A 23105-nucleotide genomic window follows, 5' to 3' on the forward strand; every position below is an offset into this window, starting at 1 on the left:
TTTGCCGGGCCACGCTCAGCCCGGGATCACCCCAGAACCAGGCTCACCGCCACGCGGGTCTTTTCCGCCACCTCATCGGCCTCGGCCGGGGTCAGGCAGAACGGCGGCGCAAAGCCCAGGATATCGCCCTGCGGCATCGCCCGGCCGATCACCCCCTGCTCCAACAGCGCGGCGGCGACCCGGGGGCCGACCTTTTCGGAAGCGTCAAAGAAGCCACGGCTGTCGCGGTCCTTGACGAATTCCACGGCGCACATCATGCCCTCGCCGCGCACGTCGCCGACATGGGCATGCCCGCCCAGCGCCTCGGCCATCACCTTGTTGAAATAGGCGCCGGTCTCGCCGGCGTTCTTGACCAGCCCGAGCGTGTCGATCAGCTTGAGGTTGGCCACCCCGGCTGCGGCTCCGATGGGATGGGCGGAATAGGTCCAGCCGTGGCCGATCGGGCCGTTCTCGTCGGTGCCCTGCTCCAGCACCTTCCACATCTTGTCGGACACGATCGAACCCGAGAGCGGCGCATAGGCCGAGGTCAGCCCCTTGGCGATGGTCATCAGGTCGGGCTTCAGCCCGTAGTGATCCGAGCCCATCATCGAGCCCAGGCGGCCAAACCCGGTCACCACCTCGTCGGCCACCAGCAGGATGTCGTGCTTTTGCAGCACCTTCTGGATCGCCGGCCAATAGCCCTCCGGCGGCGGCACGATGCCCCCGGTGCCCAACACCGGCTCGCCGATGAAGGCGGCGATGGTATCGGCGCCCTCGCGCGCGATCAGCGCTTCCAGCTCGGCGACGCAATGCGCCACGAACTCCGCCTCGCTCTGATCGAGATCGTCGCGGCGGAAGTAATAGGGCGCTTCGGTGTGGACCACCTGCGCCAGCGGCAGGTCGAATTTCTTGTGAAACAGCTCGAGCCCGGTGAGCGAGCCGGTCATTAGACCCGAACCGTGATAGCCGCGCCAGCGCGAGATGATCTTCTTCTTTTCGGGCCGGCCGAGAATGTTGTTGTAATACCAGATCAGCTTGACGTTGGTCTCGTTCGCATCCGAGCCAGACAGGCCGAAATAGACCTTGGACATGTGGTCGGGCGCGCGGTCGAGGATCATCTTGGCCAGGGTGATCGAGGCTTCGGTGCCATGGCCGACATAGGCATGGTAATAAGCCAGCTCATGCGCCTGATCCGAGATCGCCTCGGCGATCTCCTTGCGCCCGTAGCCGACATTGACGCAGTACAGCCCGGCAAAGGCATCGAGCAGGCGATTGCCGTCGCGATCCTCGATGTGACAGCCATCGCCGGTGGTCACCACACGATGTGCGACCTCGCCTCGCGCGAAATCGGCCAGATGGGTGGAGGGGTGAAAGAAATTCTCCCGGTCCCATTGTTCGAGCATGTCGTTTTTCAGCATGATCTTCCTTTCCGCAAGAGGCCGCGCCAGCCGCCCGTCCTGCTATTCTCCAAAACAATCCGCAGCCCCGTGGCCGCCCGCGCCTCGCAGCCGGGTGGAAATGCGGCCCGGCTTGCCCGCCGCGATCGCGTCGGGACTTGCGTGGTGCACCCGCAGAGATGCACCCGCATGAGCGGAGCGTTTCACGGCGGATCGGCGATTGCAAGACGGCTTGATTCAGCCGATCAGCTCGTCCTTGCGAAGCTGCGAGATCAGCCCGGCGCGGCGCAGCGTCGGCACCGGATAAGCCGGATCGTTGAGGAAACGGTCGAGGGTAAAATCAGGCTCCAGCGCCTGAATCTGGCGCATGTAGCGTTGCGCCCCCTTGATGTCGCCGGCATGGGCGCACAGCACCACAAGCTGCCGCTTGGGGGTGATGAACCCGGGCGCGGCACGGCTGGCGCGGGCGGCGGCAAGCCGCGCCTCGTCGAGCTTGCCGGCCGAAATGCAGATCAGCGTGTGAAACAGATCCCAGAGGTGGCTGAGATCATCGTCCGGCTCCGAGGCCCGCGCCGCGATCGACAGCCGGTAGGCTTCGGCCGGATTGCCCAGCGTGCTGTGCGCCAGCGCCAGCGTCTGCTGCGCGAACAGGTTGTACTGATTGAATTTCATCGCCTGCATCGCGAGATCGGCGGGGGCTTCGGGATCATGCTGCAACCCGATCCGGGTCAGCGCCACCAGCGAGATCGCCAGCGCATTGTCTGGCGCGCTTTCCAGCGCCTGGGTGATCAGCGCATCGGTCTCTTCGCGGTCGGCGGGGCCGCTGCCGTGTCCGGTCTCGAGCAGTTGCGCCATGCGGACATAGGCCTGCCAGGCGAGGTAGACACCATTGCCGTCAGCCTCATGGGCGCGGCGGAAAAACTGGTTCGCCTCTTGCAGCGAAACCTTGTCGAATTGCGCCAGCTTGCGCATGCCGAGGCTGCCATACCCGGCGGCGGCGGCTTCGGGCCGGTCGAGCGGCACCATGGCGGGCAACCGGTGCAGGATGCGCGCGGCGGCGGAATGGGCCAGCCCGGTGACGGTCTCGGCGCTGATCATCTCGGTCACCGGCCCGGCCATGCTGCGATAGTCCGAAAACATCACCCGCCCGTCGCTGCCGTTCTCCACCCGCAGGAAGGCCACCGCGCGGCCGCCGTCCTCGGCCACGTCGCAGCGCACCTCGATATCGGGAAGCAGGTCGGCCGGCATCTTGTCGCCCCAGGCAAAACGCACCACGGAAAAGCGCTCTTCGAGGCTCTTGGCGACCTGATCGGCGAGGATCTGGCCGGTGATGCGTTCCGCCGCCGGCCCTTCGCCGGCGGGCGCCGAGCGTACCACCAGCCCGACGCTGCCGCGCGGCCGGATGATCTGGGCCATCGACACCTCGGCGGGGGGCGCATGGCGGCGGATCAGATCGGCCTTCCACTTGGTAAATTCGGGGTCGCGGACGGTCAGCCCCTCGAGCATCTCGCGATCGGCCCGGGGCAATCCCCCCGCCGGATCGAGATCGGTGCGGATGCGTCCGGGCTCGAGCCAGACGTTCAGCCGGCTGGCCTCGAAGATCGTCTCGTCATCAGGCAGAGCGGCGCGAATCTGGCTCAGGGTCTGGCGCAGGCTGCCGCTGGCCTGGGTCTGCGAGCGGTCGCTCCAGAGTTTGCCCTCGAGCCAGCGCCGCCCTCGCCGCATGTCCTGCGCCGCCGCCAGCAGCGCCAGAACCGCGCGCGCCTTGGATCCGCGCGGTGTGACATCGCGGCCGTCAGGCGCCTGCATCGAAAAGGTGCCAAAGAATCTGATTTCGTAAACGCCCGCCATCCGTCCGCCCCCATTTTGCGGTCTAGATGACTGTTGTTACACACTTCTGCCAAGAGGCCCACGCGCTTCAATCGTGAAAAAATCGTGAAATCGCACAACTTCCGGTCGCTGGCGAGGGCAGAATGTGATCCCTGCGTTGCTGCCCGCGCAATTTTGCGCGGCAGTTTCATCCCCGTGCCAGGCCAAGGTCAAGCCCGCATGCGGTCGTTTCCGGGATCGTACATCGGCCGCAGCGAAACTTCGGCCGGCACCCGCTGCCCGGCGACGTCGATCTCGTAGCGCGAGGCCTTGACCTCGGCCGCGCTTTCGCCGGCGCAAGGAACATACCCCAGCCCGATGGCGCCGCCCAGATGGTGGCCATAGGCACCCGACGACAGGTAGCCCACGATCTTGCCGTCGCGCAGGATCGGCTCGTTGTGATAGAGCAGCGGCTCGGGATCGGTCAGGCGGAACTGAAGCAGGCGCCGGTCGAGCCCGGCCTCCTTCTTGCGCAGCACCGCGTCGCGGCCGATGAACGCCGGTTTGGCGGACTTGACCGCAAACCCGAGGCCCGCCTCGAGCACGTGATCCTCGCAGGTGATGTCGTGGCCGAAGTGGCGAAAGGCCTTCTCGATCCGGGCGCAATCCATCATGTGCATGCCGCAGAGCTTGAGCCCGTGGTCCGCCCCCGCCGCCCGCAGCGTTTCAAACACATGCGCCGCCATGTCCGAGCTGACGTACAGCTCCCAGCCCAGCTCGCCGACGTAAGAGACGCGATGCGCCCGCGCCAGCCCTAGGCCGATTTCGATCTCCTGCGCCGTGCCGAAGGGGTTGACCGCGTTCGAGAAATCATTGGGCGAGACCGATTGCAGCAGCGCCCGGGCGTTCGGCCCCATCACCGCCAGCACGCCTTCGGCGGCGGTCATGTCGGTGATCGTGGCACGGTATTCGCCCTGGTGGCGGCGCAGCCAGGTCTCGTCGGCCAACCGTGTGGCCGCCGGCGTGACCACCAGATACGCGGTCTCGGAGAGGCGGGTGACGGTGACATCGGCCTCGATCCCGCCGCGCGCATTGAGAAACTGGGTATAGACGATGCGGCCCGCCGGCACCGACATGTCATTGCCGCAGACATGGTTGAGAAAGGCCTCGGCATCCGGCCCCTCGACGCGCAGCTTGCCGAAAGAGGTCATGTCGTACATGCCGACAGAGCTGCGCACCGCGGCCACTTCATCGGCGACATTGTCGAAGAAATTCTGCCGCTTCCAGGAATATTCGTAATCGCGCGCCTGCCCGTCGCGGGCGAACCAGTTGGCGCGTTCCCAGCCCGCCAACTCGCCAAAGACCGCGCCTTCGGCGGCCAGATGCGCATGGAAAGGCGTGCGCCGGATACCGCGCGCGGTGGCCTTCTGGCGAAAGGGGAAGTGATCGGCGTAGAGCAGGCCCAGCGTCTCTTTCGACCGCTCGAACAGGTAATGGCGGTTGTTCTGCACCGGCGCCATGCGGGCGATATCGACGTCCCCCAGGTCGAACGGCTTTTCGCCGCTGCCCATCCAGTCGGCCAGCGCCATGCCGGCGCCACCGGCCGACTGGATGCCGACCGAGTTGAAGCCGGCGGCGACCCAGACATTGTCCATGCCAGGACAGAGGCCCAGGTGATAGGCGTCGTCGGGGGTGAAGCTTTCGGGGCCGTTGAAAAAGGTGTGGATGCCGGCCTCGGCCAGCATCGGCAGGCGATTGACTGCCTGCTCCAGGATCGGCTCGAAATGGTCGAAATCCTCGGGCAACTGGTCGAATTCGAAACTGTCGGGAATGCCCGCCATGCCCCAGGGTTTCGACACCGGCTCGAAGGCGCCCAAAAGGATCTTGCCGGCGTCTTCCTTGTAATAGGCGCATTCATCGGGAACCCGCAGCACCGGCAGCTCGCTGAGCCCGGCAATCGGTTCGGACACGATGTAGAAATGCTCGCAGGCATGCAGCGGCACGTCGGTGCCCAGCATCGCGCCCACCTCGCGGCCCCACATTCCGGCGCAGTTGATGACATGTTCGCAGGCGATATGGCCCTGGCTGCCGTCCTCGGCCTGCCAGTCGACGCCGGTGATGCGGCGGCCCGTGCGGGTGACGCCGGTGGCCTTGGTGCGCTCGGCGATCACCGCGCCGCGCTGGCGCGCGCCCTTGGCCAGCGCCAGCGCGATATTGCCGGGGTCGCCCTGCCCGTCCTTCGGCAGATAGACGCCGCCGACCACATCCTCGCGGTTGAGATGGGCATACCGCCGGCCGATGTCGTCCGGGCCGATCTCTTCGATCTCGACCCCGAAGGCGCGCGCCATGCCGGCGGACCGGGCCAGTTCCTCCATCCGTTCGCCGGTCAATGCCACGGTGATCGACCCGACCCGCTTGAAGCCGGTGGCAACGCCGGTCTCTGCCTCGAGCGCGCCATAGAGCTCCTGACTGTATTTCGCCAGCTTCGTCATGTTGGCGGTGGCGCGGAGCTGGGCGATCAGCCCGGCGGCATGCCATGTGGTGCCCGAGGTGAGTTGTTTGCGTTCAAGCAGCACGACGTCTTTCCAGCCCAGCTTGGTCAAGTGATAGGCGACGGAACAGCCGATGACACCGCCACCGATGATGACGGCGCGGGCGTGAGCGGGAAGATGCGGCATGGGGCAGACTTTCCTGGCAGGCCGGGCCTCGCGGGGCGCGTCCCCGGACCCGGAAAGAGTTGGAACGGGTGAGGGTTCAGACGATGCTGTGGCCTTCGGTTTTCAGGCGGCGGGCGATCTCGGCGATATGGGCGGGGCTGACCTCGCAGCAGCCGCCGATGATGGTGGCGCCCTGGGCAACCCAGCGCAGGGCGTGCCGGGCGTAGATTTCCGGCCCCATGTCGCGGCGCGGCGCCAGCGCGTCGACGGTGGGATTGGCCTTGAGGAACTCCTTGGTGATCTGCGTGAAGCCGTTGGCATAGGCGCCCGTCGGCAGCCCCGCCCCGGCCATGGCATCCAGCGCCGCGGGCATCGCCTCTGGAGCCGAGCAATTGGCCAGCACGGCGGCGGCGCCCTCGCCGACGGAGATCCGGGCGACCTCGGTGACCGGCTCGCCCGAGCGCAGCCGGCTGCCGTCCTCGTCATCCACGGTGCAGGCCAGCCAGACCGGCTTGCCCCCCGGCACCGTCGCGGCGAGGATGTCACGGGCATGGGCCAGAGAGGCGACGGTTTCGCAGAGGATCAGGTCGACCCGCGGAATGTGCAGCACCGCGATCTCGCGATAGATCGCCACGGCCGCATCCGACGCCGGATGCAGATCGGGGCGGTAGGAGGCGCCGATCGGGCCGATGGCACCGGCAATGCGGCCCGCACCATGCGCCCGGCGCGCGGTCTCGGCCTCGTGCAGGGCCCGGTCATGCAGCGCGGCGAACTGCGCTTCGATGCCGGCCTGGGTCAGCCGATCACGCAGGATGGCATAGCTGTTGGCAGTGGCGACGGTGGCGCCCGCGGCAAAGAAATCGGCATGCACCTGCGCCACCAGGCCGGGATGGTCGCGCATCACCTGGGTCGACCAGAGCGGCGTCGGCCGGTCTCCGGCGCGGTGCACCAGCTCCTGGCCCATGCCGCCGTCGAGGAGGGTGATCCGGCTCATCGTGCCACGCCTCGGCCGGGGTGGGTGCGGCAGGCCGGGCATTCTGCGGCGCCGCCTCTGTCCCCGCGCGCGAGGACACTCCCGAGGGCAATTGGACACAAAAGAAAGGCCGGATCGGTCATGCGCGGATTCTTTCGTTCCTGGGGTCCCAGAGGCCGCCGACCGGGTGAACCCGGGCGGGACAACGTGTGCCGAAAATATCGACTTCGATCTCGCTGCCCGGCGCGGTCAGATCGCTGCGCAGCATCGCCAGCGCGATCGAGCCGCCGACCCGATGACCCCAGTCGCCCGAGGTAACCTCGCCGACCACCTCGTCGCCTTTCCACAGGGTCGCCATGTAAGGCGCGTCGCATTCCCCGGCATCGATTTGCAGCGAGACGCAGCCTTTGACCGAACCCTGCTGTTTCTCTGCCGCCAGGGCTGCCTTGCCGGGAAACTCCTTGGACCAGTCGATAAAGCGGTCCAGCCCGCCTTCGAGCAAGGTGTAATCGGTCGACAGATCGCCCTTCCACGCCCGATAGCCCTTTTCCAGTCGCAAGGCATTGAGAGCGAACATGCCGAAGGGCTTTGCCCCGGCTTTGGTGACGGCATCCCAGATCGTCGGCGCGTCCTCGGTGGCGCAGTGGATTTCCCAGCCCAGCTCGCCGGCGAAGGAAACCCGGAGCAAGGCGCAGGGCCTGCCCGCGACCGCGCCTTCGAAACTGGCCGAAAGCCAGGGTTTCGTCAGGTCGTGATCGGTGAGCGGCCCGAGGATCTCGCGCGCCTTCGGGCCGGTGACCAGCAGGCATTCGACCGCGTCGGAATGATCGGTCACGGTGATGCCCTCGGGCGCCTGCCGCCAGAGCAGCTCGGCGTCGTGCCACTGCGCCACCGCGGCGGTGATCAGCCCGACGTCATCGGGCCCGTGCACCATTGCCGTCATCTCGGTCAGGATCCGGCCGCGTCCATCGGGGAAATAGCAAAGCCCGACCCGGCCTTCGCCAGGCAGCCGCGAGGCGGTGAGACTATCGACGTAATCGCGCGCGCCGGGGCCCTCGACCTTGAGCCGGGTAAAGCCCGAGATCGCGAGAATGCCGCAGTGATCGCGCACCGCCTCGCATTCCTCCTGCACCCGCGGCGCCCAGGGGCCGGAGCGGGCCCAGGTGTGGGTGGCCTCTTCGGAGGTGTCGTCGCCGGGTTTGGCAAACCAGTTCGCCCGTTCCCAGCCGTTGTAATCGCCAAAGACCGCCCCCGCCGCTTGCAACCGGCCATGCAACGGCGACAGCTTGCGGTCGGGTGCGGCGGGCCAGCGATGATGCGGGAAATGCATGGCATATTCGTGGCCATAGACCTCCATCGCCTTGGCCTGGCAATATGCCGGATCGGTGTAGTCGGTGAAACGGCGCGGATCGACGGCCCACATGTCCCATTCGGTCTGGCCCTCGGTGACCCATTCCGCCAGCACCTTGCCGGCGCCCCCCGCCTGGGTGATGCCGAAGGTGAAGACGCAGGCCTCATAGGCCTCCGGCACGCCGGGCATCGGGCCGATCAGCGGCAGCCCGTCGGGGGTATAGGGGATCGGCCCGTTGATGACGCGGCCGACACCGGATTGCCCGAGAAGGGGCACCCGCGCCATGGCGTCCTCGATATACCATTCCAGCCGTTCGAGATCGTCGGGGTAGAGCTGGAACGAGAAATCCTCGGGCATCGGATCGTCGGGCGTGACCCAATGTGCATTGCAGTTGCGCTCGTAGGGGCCGAGGTTGAGACCGAATTTCTCCTGCCGCAGGTAATACGAGCTGTCGACGTCGCGCAGGAGCGGCAGCTTGCCGTTCTCCTGCGACCAGGCCTCGAGTTCGGCCACCGGCTCGGTGAGGAAATACTGGTGGCTCATCACCGTCATCGGCACGCTGCGCCCGCCATAGGGTTTGAACCATTCCCCCACCCGCTGGGCATAGTAACCGGCGGCGTTCACCACCTTTTCGCAGGTGATGTCGCCTTTGTCGGTGTGCACGACCCACTGGTCGTCCTTGCGGCTCACACCGGTCGCCGGGCAGAACCGTTCGATCCGCGCCCCGGCCTGGCGGGCGCCGCGCGCCAAGGCCTGGGTGAGCTGTGCCGGGTCGATATCGCCGTCGTCCGGATCATAGAGCGCGCCCGCCAGATCGTGGGTTTCCATGAAGGGATAGCGGTCTTTTAGGTCAGAGACCTGCATCATCTCGAGCGAGAGGCCCTGATAGTTGCCCATGCTGCACGCGCGCTCGAACTCCATCACCCGTTCCTTGCCGTGCCCCAGCCGGATCGAGCCGGTGACATGATAATTCATCGGGTAATCCACCTCGTCCGACAGGCGGCGATAGAGCTCCAGCGAATAGCGCTGCATGTTCATCACCGCCCAGGAGGTGGAGAAGTTCGGGCAATTGCCCGCCGCATGCCAGGTGCTGCCGGCGGTCAGCTCGTTCTTTTCCAACAGCACAACCTCCCAGCCCGCCTTGGCGATGTGATAGGCGCAAGAGGCGCCGACGGCGCCGCCGCCGATGATGACCACGCGGGCCTGGGTGGGAAAATCGCTCATGGTTCGGTCCTGTGCTTGTCGGTTTCAGTAGACCGGCGGGGCAATCACCCAGATTGCCACCGCCGGTTCGTCATAGGGGTTGATCCAGCGAAACGGCTCGCCGCGGATGCGAAAGCTGTCGCCCGGCTCCAGCGTGAAGCGGCGCGCGCCGATCTCAAGATCGAGCCTGCCGGTGATCAGATACCCCACCTCCTGGGTCGGGCGGCGGACGGTCTCGCCGATCTCGCTTCGGGGCAGAAAGGTGGAATGCACCATCTCGAAATCATCGGTCAGATCGGGCGAGAGCAGCTCTTCCACCAGCCCGGCCGCGCCGGAACCCAGCCGCCGCCGGGCATCGCGGCGCACCACCAGGCCGGCTTCTTCGGCGGGAATCGGCGTATGGCCGAACAACATCGAGATCGGCGCCTCAAGCACCGCGCCGATCTGGCGCAGATCGTCGATCGAAGGCTCCGAGAGATCGCGTTCGACCTGGCTCAGCCAGCCCACCGACCTTTCGAGCCGCGCCGCCAGTTCGGCCAGAGTCAGCCCCCGCGCCCGGCGCAAAGCGCGCAGGTCGGCCCCGAGGCTCTGACTGTTGGTGCTGTGATGGTCCATCGGCCTTCCCGTGCGAACGATCCCGGTGAAAATCCGGGCCTGTTTTTCACGGTGAACCGAGTCGTGAAATTTCGCAAGAAAATTTCACGCCGCGCTGCGGCGCTCAGACTTGGCCGAAAACCTGCGTCAGCAGGCCGGCCAATCCCCGGGCATCCGCTTGCGTGAAGGCCGCCGGCCGGTCGCTGTCGATGTCGAGCACGCCGATCAGCCGGCCATCGCCGCGCCGGACCGGCAACACGATTTCCGACCGGGTCGACGTGGCGCAGGCGATGTGGCCGGAAAAATCCTCCACATCCTCGACAAGCTGCACCTCGCCGGTCCGCGCCGCCGCACCACAGACCCCGCGCGAAAATGGAATGGTCAGGCAGCCATGACCGCCCTGATAAGGCCCGATCTTGAGCATCTCTGGCCCGGTCACGCGGTAGAATCCGGTCCAGTCGAAGCGGTCGTCGGCGTGATGCAGCTCGCAGGCCATTGTCGCCATGAGCGCGACCTCGTCGCTTTCCCCTTCGGTCAAGGCGGCAAGCGTCTTGGAAATCTCGGAATACTCAATGCGTGTCATCGCGTGCGCCCCGGCTGTCACAAAAGAGCCGCAGGGCTCTTTTTCTGTTCGATAGTACCCTCAGCGGAAGGCCGCAGGCCGGGGGGCAAAGCCCCCCGTACCCGTCGTCTCAGATCTCTTTCTTCAGCGCGTCGACCAGATCGGTCTTTTCCCAGCTGAAGCCGCCGTCGGCCTCCGGCTCGCGGCCGAAGTGGCCATAAGCCGCGGTGCGGGCATAGATCGGCTTGGCGAGGTCAAGGTGCTCGCGGATGCCGCGCGGCGTGAGGTCCATCACCTTGGGGATCGCCCGTTCGATTGCCTCGACATCGGCCTTTTCGGTGCCAAAGGTGTCGACATAGATCGACAGCGGCTTGGCCACGCCGATGGCATAGGAGAGCTGCACGTTGCACTTGTCGGCCAGACCGGCCGCGACGACGTTCTTGGCGACGTAGCGCGCGGCATAAGCCGCCGAACGGTCCACCTTGGTCGGATCCTTGCCGGAGAACGCGCCGCCGCCGTGCGGGGCGGCGCCGCCATAGGTGTCGACGATGATCTTGCGGCCGGTGAGGCCGGCGTCCCCATCCGGGCCGCCGATCACGAAGGTGCCGGTCGGGTTGACCCACCATTCGGTTTCCTCGGTGATCCAGTCGGCGGGCAGCACTTCGCGGATGTAGGGCTCGACGATGGCGCGGATGTCGGCGGATTTCTGGTATTCGCTCTCGTGCTGGGTCGACAGCACGATCGAGGTCACGCCCACCGGCTTGCCGTCTTCATAACGCACCGAGATCTGCGATTTCGCGTCCGGGCGCAGGGTCGGCTCATCGCCGGATTTGCGCGCCTCGGTCAGCCGGCGCAGGATGGCATGGGCGTATTGGATCGGCGCCGGCATCAGCTCGGGCGTCTCGTTGGCGGCATAACCGAACATGATGCCCTGGTCGCCGGCCCCGTCCTTGTCGACACCTTGCGCGATATGCGCCGATTGCTCGTGCAGGAAGTTCAGCACGTGGCAGGTGTTCCAGTGGAACTTCTCCTGCTCGTAGCCGATCTCGCGGATGCAGTCGCGGGCGATCTGGCCGATCCGGCCCATGTAGTTCTTGAGCAACTCCTGATCGGTCAGCCCGACCTCGCCGCCGATGACGACAAGCCCTGAGGTGGCAAAGGTTTCGCAGGCGACACGGGCCATCGCATCTTCGGCCAGCAGCGCGTCGAGCACGGCGTCCGAGATCCGATCACAGACCTTGTCGGGGTGCCCTTCCGAGACGGACTCGGAGGTAAAAATGTAGTTCTGACGAGACATTGGGATTGCTCCATTGATTGCCGGCGTCACGCCAGGAAGCCGTTGTGACGCCCGAATGAATTAACGCGCTATGCCGCGTCGGGGGCAAGGTCAACCAGGAATGCGCCGGCGCCGTGCGATTGCGGCTAGGCCGAGAGCAATCAGCAACACCAGCAGCGGTATGTCGCCCGTCCGGGCATAAGGCGTGGGTGGCAGCGCGGGCGGCAGCGCCGCGTCGAAATAGCCGGCCGCGTTCAGCGGCAGCGCCTCGACGATGCGCCCCTTGGCGTCGATCACCGCCGAGACGCCGGTATTGGCCGCGCGCACCAGCGGCAGCCCGGTCTCGATGGCGCGCATCCTTGCCTGTGCCAGATGCTGATAGGGCCCGGTATGGGCGCCGAACCAAGCGTCATTGGTGAGCTGGATCAGCACATCCGGGCGCGGCCGGTAGCGGGCATATTGCGGAAAGACCGCCTCGTAGCAAATCAGAGGCAAGGCCCGGGCAAAGCCGAGGTCGAGCAACGCCGGACCGGGGCCCGCCGCATAGCCGCTCTCGACCCGCGCGGCGAGACCGGTGATGCCGAGACGCTGCCAGAAGCCGGGAAAGGGCATGTATTCTCCGAACGGCACCAGGTGATGCTTGTCATAGACCTGCCCGGCACGGCCCTCTGCGTCCGCCAGCACGGCGGAGTTGTAGAACGCCCGCCCCTCGGCCCGCTGGATGCCCAGCAGCAGCGGCACACCCCCCACCTGCTCGGAAATATAGGCCAGCGTCGGCGCCGCATCCTCGAGCAGCACCGGCACCGCGCTTTCCGGCCAGAGGATCAGATCGGGCCGTGGGCCCTCGGCCGAAAATGCCACCATGCGGTTGAAAAAGACCGGGATCATGTCGGGATCCCATTTCTGGTCCTGCGGTGCATTGGGCTGGATCAGACGCAGCACCGGCGCCGTCTCGGGGGTCTCTGGCAGCACCCGGGCATCAAGTGTCACCGCCGCATACCACAGCAGCGTGCCCAGCCCGACGGTGAGACCGAAGACCCGACCGGCCTTGAGCAGCGGCAGCGAGACCGTGAGGCGCTGCCAGAGCCAGACCGGCAGGGCCGCCATGGCAAGGGTCAGGGCCGTCAGGCCGTAGGGGCCGATCCAGGCCGCCAGCTGGGCAAAAACCGTCTCGGTCCAGATATAGCCCGGCAGCGCCCAGGGAAAACCGGTCAGAACATAGCCCCGCGCCAACTCCACAGCGGCCAGCCCGAGGGCAAGGCGCAACGGCCCGCCGCCCAGCCGCGCCGCGCCCCAGAAGGCCAGCGCCCAGAACAGCGCCAGTCCGCCGGCAAGGCCGATCAGGCCGAAGGGTGCCATCCAGCCGTAGATCTCGGGCTCGACGAGAAAAGGTTCGACGATCCAGTTCAGCCCGGCGGCGAAATAGCCGGTGCCGGCGAACCAGCCGAGGACGGCCGCCCGGCGCGGCGCCATCGGCTCGCCGGAGAGGGCGAAAAGGCCGATCAGCGCGACAAAGCCCAGCGCCGCCCAGCCCAGAGGCGCCAGGCCGGTGGCGGCAAGCGCGCCCAGCAAGGCGGCGCAGAGCCGCTGACGCCAGGGATGCCGGCGAAGCCCTCGGGCCAGGCCCTGCGCCACGCCATGTGCCGGAGCTGCCGGCATCGCTAGGAGGCGTCCGCGACGGGGGTCTGATCCACACCGTTTCGCGCCAGCGCCTGGAGCCGCACCCGCAGCCGCTTGATGCGGCGCGGATCGGCGTCCACCACCTCGAATTCGGGCCCGTCGGGATGCGGCACCATCTCGCCGCGCGCCGGCACATGGCCGGCCAGCACGAAAACCAGCCCGCCGAGGGTGTCGATCTCTTCGGCGTCGACCTCGTCGGTAGCGGTGAGATCCATGCCGATCTCGGCCTGGAACTCATCCAGCGGGGTCTTGGCCAGGGCCAGGTAGGTGCCGGATTTCTCTACCGTCCAGAGCTTGTCCTCGTCGAGATCGTGTTCGTCCTCGATCTCGCCGATCACCTGTTCGATCAGGTCCTCGATCGTCACCAACCCGTCGACGCCGCCGTATTCGTCGATCACCAGCGCCATGTGGCGACGCTCGGCCTGCATCTTGGTGAGCAGCACGCCGATCGGCATCGAAGGCGGCACATAGAGCAGCGGCCGCAGCATCGCCTTGAGCGAGAAACGCCCGCCCTTGCCGTTGAAACCGTGCTTGAGGGCAAAATCCTTGAGGTGGACCATGCCGACGGGCGTGTCGAGCGTGCCGTTGTACACCGGCAGCCGCGACAAGCCGCTGTCGCGAAAGACATCGACAAGATCGTCGCGGGTGATGGTGATCGGCACGGCGACGATATCGGCCTTGGGGATGGCCACGTCCTCGACCGCGAGGCGGCGGAGGTTGATCATGCCGTGGGTCTGTGGCAGCGGCGCCGGGAGGTTGGCGCGAAGGTCTGCCGCTTCGTCGGTGTCCGACGGGCGCAACACCTGGAACATCCTGCCAAAGAGGCCGGGACGCTGGGGTGTGTCTGTGTCGAGGTCGGGAAGCGCGCGTTGCGCTGCCTTAGAGCTGGGGTCTATGTCGTCCATCAATCTGTCCGTTACGGGCCTGACGGGCCCTGATCGCTCCTATATGGGTCTGAAATACCCAGTTTGCCAAGTATGGCACGTTCATGTGCCTCCATCACAGTGGCATCCTTGTCGCGGATATGGTCAAACCCGAGCAAATGTAACACCCCATGCACCATCAGATGGGTGACATGAGCGGCAAATGGCTTGTCCTGCTCTGCCGCCTCGCGCTGGCAAGTCTCCCAGGCGATGGCGACATCGCCGAGGTGATGCGGATCGGCTTCGTCGCCCGGTTCCGGCGCCTCGGGCGCGGCGCCCGCCGCTTCGGGGGCCAGATCCTCTTCGGGCCAGCTCAGCACATTGGTGGGCCGGGGCTTGCCGCGGAAATCGGCGTTGAGCACGGCGATGCGGGCGTCGTCACAGGCCAGAACGGCAATCTCGTATTCCGCCGCCCTGTGGCCGAGATGCGCCAGAGTCGCCGCCGCGGCGGTTTCGGCCAGCGTCTCGAGGCCGGCCTCCTGCCAGCGGTCGTCTTCGAAGATGGTTTCGGTGAGCATATGGCTGATCGCCGGGGCGCTGCCCCGGACCCCGCGGTATTTTCAAACAGAAGAAGACGGATGGGCGGTGCCCGCCCGGCGGCCGGTCACGGCGTCTCGGCATCCTTGTCATAGGCCTCGATGATGGCGGCAACCAGCGGATGGCGGACCACGTCCTTGGCGGTGAAATAGTTGAAGGCAATCTTGGGGATGGTCTTGAGCAGCCGTTCGGCATCGGCCAACCCCGATTGCACGCCGCGCGGCAGGTCGACCTGGGTGCGGTCGCCGGTGATCACCATGCGCGAGCCTTCGCCCAGACGGGTGAGGAACATCTTCATCTGCATCGAGGTGGCGTTCTGTGCCTCGTCGAGCACTACGAAGGCATTAGCGAGCGTCCGGCCGCGCATGAAGGCCAGTGGCGCGATCTCGATCTTCTTTTCCTCGATCAGCTTGCCCAACTGCTTGGCCGGAAGGAAATCGTTCAGCGCGTCATAGAGCGGCTGCATGTAGGGATCGACCTTGTCCTTCATGTCGCCGGGCAGGTAGCCGAGCTTTTCGCCGGCCTCGACCGCCGGGCGCGACAGGATGATCCGGTCGACATGGCCGTTGATGAACATGTTCACCCCGACGGCCACCGCGAGATAGGTCTTGCCGGTGCCGGCGGGGCCGATGCCAAAGGCCAGCTCTTTTTCGAACAGGCTCTGCACATAGGCCTTCTGCGCCTCGGTGCGCGGCTCGACCAGCTTCTTGCGGGTCTTGATCTCGACCGCGCCCTTGGGAAACATGTCGAGCTGATCGCCGTCGCGGGCGCCGGTGGCCTCGGCGGGGCCGCCCATGCGCAGCTCGCGGTCGATGTCGGCGGGCTCGACCGGGCGGCCGGCTTCGAGCCGCTCGTAAAGCGCGGTGAGCACGGCGGCAGCCTGGTCGCGAGCCTCGGTCTCGCCAATCACGGCAAGCTGGTTGCCGCGGCGCAGAATCTGCACCGATAGCCGCGCCTCGAGCGCCGCGAGATTGGCGTCGAATTCACCGCAGAGGTCGATCAGCAGGCGATTGTCGGGGAACTCAAGCACCGTCTCCTGTAGGGTGTCAGGGGTGATCGGGTCGTCGAGATGCGGTGCGCTCAAGGGGGTCTCCGTCGTGTATCCAGGTCGAGCGTGGCCGAGTGTGCGGGGCTTGGCAAGGGGGCGGATGGAAATGTCATTGCCGGGTCACGAAAAACAGCCGCGGAGCGGTTCCGCGGCTGTCGGCTTCGTCAGGCGCCCTGCCCCGGATCAGTTGGGATCGGCGATCGGCGAGCCGCCCTTGAAATCGCCGGCGGTATAGGTCGGCGGGGCCACGCCCGAGCACACCGGTTTGCCGTAGCGGTCGAGACGGTTGACCTGATAGCCCTCGACGCCATCGTCGGAGATCCAGTGATCGCAGCCGTCGGGATCGACATAGACGCCCCACTTCAGCGATTTCAGCGAATGCGCATTGATTCCGCGGTCGATGGTCTTGTCGGCGGGATAGCCGCGCGGACCTTCGTCACAGGCCGAAACCGCAAAGCCCAGCGTCAGGGCGGCACAGAGTTTGACGATGTTCATATCTCTTGTCCCCTTACTGGAAGCACAGGATTTCGACGCGGCGGTTGCGCGCCATGCCTTCGACCGAGCTGTTCGGTGCGACCGGCGCGGTTTCGCCCATGCCGCGGACATCGGCGATCTTGGCGCCGACCGATTCCGCCACCTTGGCCACGGCGATGGCGCGGTTGTAGCTGAGGCGGAGGTTGTATTCATGGCTGGCGCGGCTGTCGGTATGGCCGACGATGGTATAGGCGAAGGCCGAAGACCCCCGGAAGAACTCTTGCAGCCGGGCGCGGCCGTTGGCGTGAATGCGATAGCTGTCGGTGGCAAAGAACTGATCGGTGTTGACCCGCCCGCAGGGCGTCACGTCGTGGCAGATCGGCGTGCCCTTGCGCGTCAGCCGGTTGGAGGCATAGCCCTCGGCACCGTCATCGGCGGCCCAGACCTCGCAGCCATCCGGCGTGAGCACGATATTGGGTATGTACTGGCCCTGATCGCGCCCCTGTTGCGACGGCGTGTCGCGTGCGAAACCCTGTGCATTGGCCAAAGTGGCCGTCAGCAGGGCGGCCGCGGCAACGGCGGCGCATCCGGTGGCAGCGGCCCGAAAGGCTTTGGTGATTGTGATCCCCACAGCGTCTGTCCCTTGTTCGAAATTGTTTCCCCCAGAGATCCCGGCACGAGAATCGCCGCACGGGACCTGAACTCATTTGACATCAACACATTAGCAAACAATTGATAGGTGTGAAGGAGAAAATCCAGATATTGCGGTGACTTGCGGGGCATGCCGCTATATCGTCCAATGCCGCCGGGTTCGGTCGCAAAATAGTGCAAAGATTCTCAGGCGGTTAGACAACCGGGACGAGATGTTCCTCATCGGCCGCTGGCGCGCCCACACCACAGGATTGCGCAGAAAGACAGGACAATCGCCATAAAATGGCGTGTTTGGCGCACTGCGGGCAACAAAGTTAAAAATTTCTTTTGAAAATCTTAACGGACCGGTACTCTGCCGCACAGTCTCGTTGAGATGCGCTGGATGGGCTGCCCCGCGAAACCGGGCAGACAGCGTTTGTCTGGGCGTATGCTTGGCCGAAGAATTGGCCTATGATTTAGGTTAGGGTAAACTTATGAAAAAAGCACTTGTACTGGCCGCTGTCTGCGCGGCGCTCGCGGCCCCCGCCATGGCCGGCGGCAAATATCACAAGAAACACAACCGCGAATATGGCCCGACCGACAACACGATCGTCGTGAGCTGCTTTCGCGGCCCGTGGAACGAGGTGATCTGGGATCGTCCGAACGCGGTCTTCGTCGACAGCCTGGTGGCGGTCGGCTACGAATACCCCACCGCACATGCCATTGCCGAGCGGGTCTGCCGCGACAAGGCGCTGGTGGGCAATCCCGAGGGGCTGAAATCGACGATGCGGAACATCTATCGCAACCGCGCCTCGCACCGGAAACACAACTACTGACACCCCGCAGGGGAGCAGGAGACGCAAGGGCGGGCCTCGGTCCGCCCTTTTGTTGTGACGGGCCGGCGGGCCGCGCCGCCTAGATCAAGACGCCGGCGAGGGAATTCGCGGCGCTGTCGACGATGCGGACGCGGGCGATCTCGCCCCGGGCGACATTGGCCTCGGCGACGTGAACGGCGTGCAGATATTCCGACTTGCCGACCATCTGGCCGGGCAGACGGCCTGCCTTTTCGAACAGCACCGAAACCTCGCGGCCGACCATGGCGTCCTGCAATTCGCGCTGCTGCTGATTGATCAGCGCCTGGAGACGCTGGAGCCGGTCGCTCTTGACGTCCTCGGCCACCTGATCGCGCTCGGCGGCCGGGGTGCCGGGGCGGGTGGAATACTTGAAGGAAAAGGCGGTGCCGTAGCGGGCGGCCCGGATCAGATCGAGCGTGGCCTGGAAATCCTCTTCGGTCTCTTCGGGGAAGCCGACGATGAAATCGCCAGACAGATGCAGATCGGGACGCACCTCGCGCAGCCGGTCGATCAGCTTCAGATAGCTTTCGGCGGTATGGGCGCGGTTCATCCGCTTGAGGATCTTGTCCGAACCGGCCTGCACCGGCAGGTGCAGATAGGGCATCAGCTTGTCACACTCGCCATGCGCCGCGATCAGATCGTCGGTCATGTCGTTGGGATGCGAGGTGGTATAGCGGATGCGCGCCAGTCCGTCGATCTTGCTCAGGCCCCGGACCAGCCGCGCCAGCGACCAGTCGCCGCCTTCTCCGGCGCCGTGATAGGCGTTGACGTTCTGCCCCAGCAGGGTGATCTCGCGCACCCCGCGATCCACCAGATCGCGGGCCTCGTCGAGCACCTGCACCGCCGGGCGCGAGACCTCGGCGCCGCGGGTGTAGGGCACGACACAGAAGGCGCAGAACTTGTCGCAGCCTTCCTGGACAGTGAGAAAGGCGGTCGGGCCGCGCGCCGCCTTGGGGCGCGATTTCAGCCGTTCGAACTTGTCTTCCTCGGGGAAATCGGTATCGAGCGCCTTGGCCCCCTCGCGCGTCTTCGCCTCCATCTCGGGCAGGCGGTGATAGCTCTGCGGGCCGACCACCAGATCGACCAGCGGCTGGCGGCGCATGATCTCCTGGCCCTCGGCCTGCGCGACGCAGCCGGCTACGCCGATCTTGAGATCGGGTTTCTCGGCCTTCAACCCCTTGTAGCGGCCCAGCTCGGAATAGACCTTTTCCGCCGCCTTTTCACGGATATGGCAAGTGTTGAGCAGGATCATGTCGGCGTCGTCCGGCGAAGACGTCTCGACATAGCCCTGCCCGCCCAGCGTCTCGGCCATGCGTTCGCTGTCATAGACGTTCATCTGACAGCCATAGGTCTTGATAAAGAGCTTCTTCGGTTCGGGCTTCAAGTCGGACATTGGGGGATTCCTCGGACGCGCGTCTGAGCCGCGTGCCTACATCAAAAGCCCCCTCTCTTGCAATGCACACAAAATTCACCGATTCTGCGGCAAAACGAGGCCGAGATGCAGTATTCGTCGCTTTCCGATTTCCTCGCCCGAGGCAAAGACGCGCTGGCCAGAGGGCCCGTGGCGCTGATCCTCTGCGAGGATGAGGCCGAGGTCGCCTCGACCCTGCGCCACCACCAATATCAGGGCTTCAAGGCGGTCGTGGGGTTCATGCCCGCGCGGATCACCCTGCCCGAGGATCTGGTGGACAGCATTCACCGGGTCGACCACAGCCACGTGCGCGACGGCGGCATCGACACCATCGTCAACGCGGTGATCCCCCGGGCCGGCGATAACTGGGTCTATTACTGCTACAACGCCGAATACCTGTTCTATCCCTTCTGCGAAACACGGACCATCGGCGAGATGCTGGCCTTTCACAGCGAGGAACGGCGGGATGCGATGCTGAGCTTTGTCGTCGATCTCTATGCCGGGGATCTGCGGCGTTTCGGCAATGCCGTCTCGCTCGAGAGCGCGCATCTCGACCGCACCGGCTATTACGCTCTGGCCCGGCCCGATCCCGCGAACAACAATCATCCCAAGGAACGACAGCTCGATTTCCACGGCGGGCTGCGCTGGCGTTATGAGGAACATGTGCCGGCGCACCGGCGCAAGATCGACCGGATCTCGATCTTTCGGGCCCGGCCCAAGCTGAAGATGCGGCCCGATCACACCTTTTCCGACGAGGAATACAACACCTATTCCTGCCCGTGGCATCACAACATCACCGCGGCGGTGGCCTCGTTCCGCACCGCCAAGGCACTCAAGCTCAACCCCGGCTCGACCTATGACATCGCGGCCTTCACCTGGCACAATTCGGTGCCCTTCGAATGGCATTCGCGGCAATTGCTGGATCTGGGGCTGATGGAGCCCGGGCAGTGGTTCTGACCGCTAGTCCGCGTCGCAGAGCCGGTCGGCCTGCATCGCAAGCGCCAGGTCGCCCCCGCCCTTGAGCATACATGTCGCCCGGACCGCATGTTCGCCGGCGGCGCCGGTCACAGTGCAGCGCAGGTCTTGCGCGCGGGTGAGTTCCTCAAGCCCGTCCGTCGCCCTGCGCCCGGCCTCGGTGTCGGGGGCGGCGCAGACCAGGCCGTCGAGCACCACCGGCACGCCGCCCAGCATGAAGGCATTGCCGGCAATCACCGCCTCTACCGGGCCGGTCAGCCTGCGCGGCCCGGCGGGGCTTTCGGATCGGCGCACCGCAACGCGATCCTCGAACATCTCCGGTGCCGGCGCTTGTTGCAGCGCGCTGCCCTGCATCTCTTCCAGCCTTGCGGCACCGGCCATGGCGTCCTGTTGCGCGCGTTCCTTGGCGAGCACCGCCAGCACCGTCGCGACGCCATCATCCAGCATCGCACGGATCTCGGGCGTCTGAAGCACGCCGCGGGTGATCATCAGCGACAGCGCGACAAACAGCAGCCGGATTGTCCAGCGAAAGGCGCGGGACTTCGGCCGGGCAGCGGCGCGCGGCGGTTTCGCGGGCTTGCCCTTCGGCTGGGCCGCGTCGCCCATCATGGCGGTTTTCAGAGCCTGATCTGGTGTCATGGAAAAAAATTAGCCCCGCTCCTTGGCAGGAACGGGGCGCAAAACCGCCAGAGTTGTGGCGATTTACCGATATTCGCGCATCAGAGGTATTCCGCCTGCGGCATGCCCAAGACGTGAAAGCCGCCATCGACGCGGATGATCTCGCCGGTGGTGCAGACTCCGGCATCGGAGGCCAGATAGACCGCGGTGCCGCCCACCGCCTCGAGCGTGGCATTGGCCCGCAGGGGCGCGTTCTGATCGGTGTGCTTGTAGGTCTTGCGCGCGCCCCCGATGGCCGCGCCGGCCAGCGTCTTCATCGGGCCGGGCGAGATCGCGTTGACGCGAATGCCTTCGGGGCCGAGGTCATTGGCGAGATAGCGCACCGAGGCCTCGAGCGCCGCCTTGGCGATGCCCATCACGTTGTAATTCGGCGTCACCCGGTTCGATCCCATATAGGTGAGCGTCAGGAGCGTGCCGCCGTTCTCTACCATCAGCGGATGCGCCCGGCGGGCCACCTCGATGAAGGAATAGGCCGAAATGTCCATCGAGTTCTTGAAGTTGTCGCGGCTGGTGTTGAGCACCCGGCCGGTCAGCTCGGTCTTGTCGGAAAAGGCAATGGCATGGACTAGGAAATCGATGGTCGGCCAGCGCGCGCCCAGTTTTTCGAAGGCCTGGTCGAGCGAGGCATCGTCGGTGACGTCGACATCGACCAGGAAATCGCTGCCGACCGAAGCCGCAAGCGGCTCCACCCGCTTGCCAAAGGCCTCGCCCTGGTAGGAGAACGCCAGTTCGGCCCCGGCCCCGGCCATCGCCTTGGCGATCCCCCAGGCGATCGAGCGCTCGTTGGCGACGCCCATGATCAGCCCGCGTTTGCCCTGCATGGAATGAGACATCTTCAAATCATCCGTTGTACTTGCTCAGGATCATCGACCCGTTGGTGCCGCCGAACCCAAAGGAATTGGTCATCACCGAATCCAATCCGGCGTTTTCGACCAGCGAAGTGGCGATCTCCTCCGGCTTCAGCGCCGGGTCGAGGCTGTCCACATTGATCGAGGGGGCAATGAAATCATGTTCGAGCATCAGCAGGCAGTAGATCGCCTCCTGCGCGCCGGTGGCGCCCTGGCTGTGGCCGGTCATCGATTTGGTCGAGCTGACCGGCGGGGTCGTGCCCTCGCCAAAGACCCGGCGCACGGCTTCGATCTCGCCGACATCGCCCACCGGGGTCGAGGTGCCATGGGCGTTGATGTAGCCCACCTTGCGATCCGCGCCGAGGCTCTGCAACGCCAGCCGCATCGCACGTTCGCCACCCTCGCCCGAGGGGGCCACCATGTCATGGCCGTCCGAGGTGGCGGCGTAGCCGGTGACCTCGGCATAGATCTTGGCGCCGCGCGCCTTGGCGTGCTCGAGGTCTTCCAGCACCACGATGCCGCCGCCGCCACCGATGACAAATCCGTCGCGGTCCTTGTCGAAGGCGCGGCTGGCTTTTTCCGGCGCGTCGTTGAATTTCGAGGACATCGCGCCCATCGCGTCGAACAGGCAGCTCAGCGTCCAGTCGAGTTCTTCGCCACCGCCGGCGAACATCACGTCCTGCTTGCCCAGCATGATCTGCTCGGCGGCATTGCCGATGCAATGCAGCGAGGTCGAGCAGGCCGAGGTGATCGAATAGTTGATGCCCTTGATCTCGTAGGCGGTCGAGAGATTGGCCGAAATCGTCGAGCACATGGTCTTGGGCACGGCAAACGGCCCGATGCGCTTGGTCGCGCCGGTTTTCAGGACGGTCTGATGGGCCTGCAACATCGCGCTGGTCGAGGGCCCGCCCGAGCCGGCGACAAGCCCGGTGCGCGGGTTCGAGATCACGTCGGCGTCGAGCCCGGCATCGGCGATTGCCTGGCCCATGGCGATATAGGCATAGGCCGCGCCCGGCCCCATGAACCGCAGGGTCCGCTTGTCGACGTGATCCGCGACATCGAGCTTGATATCCCCCGCGATCTGGCTGCGGAAGCCATGTTCTTTCATCTGTTCGTTGGCGGTGATGCCGGATTTTCCGGCCTTGAGCGAGGTGAGGACCTCCTCGATATTGTTGCCGATGGAGGAAACGATCCCCAACCCGGTGACGACGACACGGCGCATGAACGCACTCCCTTTGGCCTGTTG

At 65.7% G+C, this 23105-nt stretch carries 20 protein-coding genes and 1 riboswitch; of the genes, 2 read left to right on the plus strand and 18 right to left on the minus strand.

Features of this window, described 5'->3' with window-relative positions; translation table 11 throughout:
• Nucleotides 1-26: 26 nt before the first annotated feature.
• From PVW49_RS13745 to PVW49_RS13810, 14 genes are all read right to left on the minus strand, one after another.
• Complete coding sequence (locus tag PVW49_RS13745; RefSeq protein ID WP_048532846.1) at nucleotides 27-1397, minus strand: aspartate aminotransferase family protein; 1371 nt, start codon at nucleotides 1395-1397, stop codon at nucleotides 27-29.
• 216 nt (nucleotides 1398-1613) lie between these two features.
• Nucleotides 1614-3227 (minus strand): hypothetical protein, encoded by a 1614-nt coding sequence (locus tag PVW49_RS13750; RefSeq protein WP_074836185.1) that lies wholly within the window; start codon nucleotides 3225-3227, stop codon nucleotides 1614-1616.
• Between the two features lie 188 nt (nucleotides 3228-3415).
• A complete protein-coding gene (locus tag PVW49_RS13755) occupies nucleotides 3416-5863 on the minus strand; it encodes a GcvT family protein (protein WP_274590794.1) in 2448 nt (815 codons plus the stop codon).
• Between the two features lie 76 nt (nucleotides 5864-5939).
• The gene (locus tag PVW49_RS13760) at nucleotides 5940-6836 is read right to left on the minus strand and encodes a homocysteine S-methyltransferase family protein (RefSeq protein ID WP_274590795.1); all 897 of its coding nucleotides are present in this window, start codon (nucleotides 6834-6836) and stop codon (nucleotides 5940-5942) included.
• Between the two features lie 118 nt (nucleotides 6837-6954).
• On the minus strand, nucleotides 6955-9390 hold the full coding sequence (locus tag PVW49_RS13765; RefSeq protein WP_274590796.1) for a GcvT family protein: 2436 nt from the start codon (nucleotides 9388-9390) through the stop codon (nucleotides 6955-6957).
• 24 nt (nucleotides 9391-9414) lie between these two features.
• Nucleotides 9415-9984 carry a helix-turn-helix domain-containing protein gene (locus PVW49_RS13770; RefSeq protein WP_048532857.1) on the minus strand — a complete coding sequence of 190 codons (570 nt, stop codon included), beginning with the start codon at nucleotides 9982-9984 and terminating at the stop codon, nucleotides 9415-9417.
• A 103-nt stretch (nucleotides 9985-10087) separates the two neighbouring features.
• The gene (locus PVW49_RS13775; protein ID WP_274590797.1) at nucleotides 10088-10546 is read right to left on the minus strand and encodes a GAF domain-containing protein; all 459 of its coding nucleotides are present in this window, start codon (nucleotides 10544-10546) and stop codon (nucleotides 10088-10090) included.
• A gap of 109 nt (nucleotides 10547-10655) precedes the next feature.
• Nucleotides 10656-11822, minus strand: coding sequence for a methionine adenosyltransferase (gene metK, locus PVW49_RS13780; protein ID WP_274566044.1), 1167 nt, complete (start codon nucleotides 11820-11822; stop codon nucleotides 10656-10658).
• A gap of 6 nt (nucleotides 11823-11828) precedes the next feature.
• A riboswitch (SAM-SAH riboswitch) is annotated at nucleotides 11829-11876 on the minus strand.
• Nucleotides 11877-11912: 36 nt separating this feature from the next.
• A complete protein-coding gene (lnt, locus tag PVW49_RS13785; RefSeq protein ID WP_274590798.1) occupies nucleotides 11913-13460 on the minus strand; it encodes an apolipoprotein N-acyltransferase in 1548 nt (515 codons plus the stop codon).
• A 2-nt stretch (nucleotides 13461-13462) separates the two neighbouring features.
• Nucleotides 13463-14386 carry a hemolysin family protein gene (locus PVW49_RS13790; protein ID WP_048532861.1) on the minus strand — a complete coding sequence of 308 codons (924 nt, stop codon included), beginning with the start codon at nucleotides 14384-14386 and terminating at the stop codon, nucleotides 13463-13465.
• 11 nt (nucleotides 14387-14397) lie between these two features.
• Entirely contained in the window at nucleotides 14398-14922 is a 525-nt protein-coding gene (gene ybeY / locus PVW49_RS13795; protein ID WP_274590799.1) for an rRNA maturation RNase YbeY, read from the minus strand.
• 86 nt (nucleotides 14923-15008) lie between these two features.
• Entirely contained in the window at nucleotides 15009-16025 is a 1017-nt protein-coding gene (locus tag PVW49_RS13800; protein ID WP_048532864.1) for a PhoH family protein, read from the minus strand.
• Between the two features lie 147 nt (nucleotides 16026-16172).
• On the minus strand, nucleotides 16173-16484 hold the full coding sequence (locus PVW49_RS13805) for a hypothetical protein (protein ID WP_274566048.1): 312 nt from the start codon (nucleotides 16482-16484) through the stop codon (nucleotides 16173-16175).
• A 13-nt stretch (nucleotides 16485-16497) separates the two neighbouring features.
• Entirely contained in the window at nucleotides 16498-17094 is a 597-nt protein-coding gene (locus PVW49_RS13810) for an OmpA family protein (RefSeq protein ID WP_048532867.1), read from the minus strand.
• A 493-nt stretch (nucleotides 17095-17587) separates the two neighbouring features.
• Between PVW49_RS13810 and PVW49_RS13815 the strand changes: the two genes are divergently transcribed.
• Nucleotides 17588-17929 carry a hypothetical protein gene (locus PVW49_RS13815; RefSeq protein WP_048532868.1) on the plus strand — a complete coding sequence of 114 codons (342 nt, stop codon included), beginning with the start codon at nucleotides 17588-17590 and terminating at the stop codon, nucleotides 17927-17929.
• Nucleotides 17930-18008: 79 nt separating this feature from the next.
• Here PVW49_RS13815 and miaB read toward each other — a convergent pair whose 3' ends face one another.
• Nucleotides 18009-19340, minus strand: a complete 1332-nt coding sequence (miaB, locus tag PVW49_RS13820) for a tRNA (N6-isopentenyl adenosine(37)-C2)-methylthiotransferase MiaB (RefSeq protein ID WP_274590800.1) — start codon at nucleotides 19338-19340, stop codon at nucleotides 18009-18011.
• A 105-nt stretch (nucleotides 19341-19445) separates the two neighbouring features.
• Here miaB and PVW49_RS13825 point away from each other — a divergent pair, with 105 nt between their 5' ends.
• Nucleotides 19446-20315, plus strand: coding sequence for a hypothetical protein (locus tag PVW49_RS13825; RefSeq protein WP_074836436.1), 870 nt, complete (start codon nucleotides 19446-19448; stop codon nucleotides 20313-20315).
• 3 nt (nucleotides 20316-20318) lie between these two features.
• Here the strand turns inward: PVW49_RS13825 and PVW49_RS13830 are convergent, their stop codons facing one another.
• The 3 genes from PVW49_RS13830 to fabB all read right to left on the minus strand — a co-directional run bounded on the left by PVW49_RS13830 (nucleotide 20319) and on the right by fabB (nucleotide 23081).
• Nucleotides 20319-20972 carry a hypothetical protein gene (locus PVW49_RS13830; RefSeq protein WP_274590801.1) on the minus strand — a complete coding sequence of 218 codons (654 nt, stop codon included), beginning with the start codon at nucleotides 20970-20972 and terminating at the stop codon, nucleotides 20319-20321.
• A gap of 80 nt (nucleotides 20973-21052) precedes the next feature.
• Nucleotides 21053-21844 carry an enoyl-ACP reductase FabI gene (locus PVW49_RS13835; RefSeq protein WP_274590802.1) on the minus strand — a complete coding sequence of 264 codons (792 nt, stop codon included), beginning with the start codon at nucleotides 21842-21844 and terminating at the stop codon, nucleotides 21053-21055.
• 7 nt (nucleotides 21845-21851) lie between these two features.
• Nucleotides 21852-23081, minus strand: coding sequence for a beta-ketoacyl-ACP synthase I (gene fabB / locus PVW49_RS13840; protein WP_274590803.1), 1230 nt, complete (start codon nucleotides 23079-23081; stop codon nucleotides 21852-21854).
• Nucleotides 23082-23105 lie beyond the last annotated feature (24 nt).

Origin of the sequence: Marinovum sp. PR37 (genome assembly GCF_028807375.1) — a bacterium.
GTDB classification, from domain to species: Bacteria; Pseudomonadota; Alphaproteobacteria; order Rhodobacterales; family Rhodobacteraceae; genus Marinovum; species Marinovum algicola.

Coding starts and splice junctions, on each gene's coding strand:
- ybeY (WP_274590799.1), bottom strand. CDS start 14,922: ATGCTCACCGAAACCATCTTCGAAGACGACCGCTGGCAGGAGGCCGGC.
- PVW49_RS13745 (WP_048532846.1), bottom strand. CDS start 1,397: ATGCTGAAAAACGACATGCTCGAACAATGGGACCGGGAGAATTTCTTT.
- PVW49_RS13835 (WP_274590802.1), bottom strand. CDS start 21,844: ATGTCTCATTCCATGCAGGGCAAACGCGGGCTGATCATGGGCGTCGCC.
- PVW49_RS13775 (WP_274590797.1), bottom strand. CDS start 10,546: ATGACACGCATTGAGTATTCCGAGATTTCCAAGACGCTTGCCGCCTTG.
- PVW49_RS13805 (WP_274566048.1), bottom strand. CDS start 16,484: ATGAACATCGTCAAACTCTGTGCCGCCCTGACGCTGGGCTTTGCGGTT.
- PVW49_RS13765 (WP_274590796.1), bottom strand. CDS start 9,390: ATGAGCGATTTTCCCACCCAGGCCCGCGTGGTCATCATCGGCGGCGGC.
- PVW49_RS13790 (WP_048532861.1), bottom strand. CDS start 14,386: ATGGACGACATAGACCCCAGCTCTAAGGCAGCGCAACGCGCGCTTCCC.
- PVW49_RS13825 (WP_074836436.1), top strand. CDS start 19,446: ATGCAGTATTCGTCGCTTTCCGATTTCCTCGCCCGAGGCAAAGACGCG.
- PVW49_RS13815 (WP_048532868.1), top strand. CDS start 17,588: ATGAAAAAAGCACTTGTACTGGCCGCTGTCTGCGCGGCGCTCGCGGCC.
- miaB (WP_274590800.1), bottom strand. CDS start 19,340: ATGTCCGACTTGAAGCCCGAACCGAAGAAGCTCTTTATCAAGACCTAT.
- PVW49_RS13750 (WP_074836185.1), bottom strand. CDS start 3,227: ATGGCGGGCGTTTACGAAATCAGATTCTTTGGCACCTTTTCGATGCAG.
- PVW49_RS13760 (WP_274590795.1), bottom strand. CDS start 6,836: ATGAGCCGGATCACCCTCCTCGACGGCGGCATGGGCCAGGAGCTGGTG.
- PVW49_RS13755 (WP_274590794.1), bottom strand. CDS start 5,863: ATGCCGCATCTTCCCGCTCACGCCCGCGCCGTCATCATCGGTGGCGGT.
- fabB (WP_274590803.1), bottom strand. CDS start 23,081: ATGCGCCGTGTCGTCGTCACCGGGTTGGGGATCGTTTCCTCCATCGGC.
- PVW49_RS13770 (WP_048532857.1), bottom strand. CDS start 9,984: ATGGACCATCACAGCACCAACAGTCAGAGCCTCGGGGCCGACCTGCGC.
- lnt (WP_274590798.1), bottom strand. CDS start 13,460: ATGCCGGCAGCTCCGGCACATGGCGTGGCGCAGGGCCTGGCCCGAGGG.
- metK (WP_274566044.1), bottom strand. CDS start 11,822: ATGTCTCGTCAGAACTACATTTTTACCTCCGAGTCCGTCTCGGAAGGG.
- PVW49_RS13830 (WP_274590801.1), bottom strand. CDS start 20,972: ATGACACCAGATCAGGCTCTGAAAACCGCCATGATGGGCGACGCGGCC.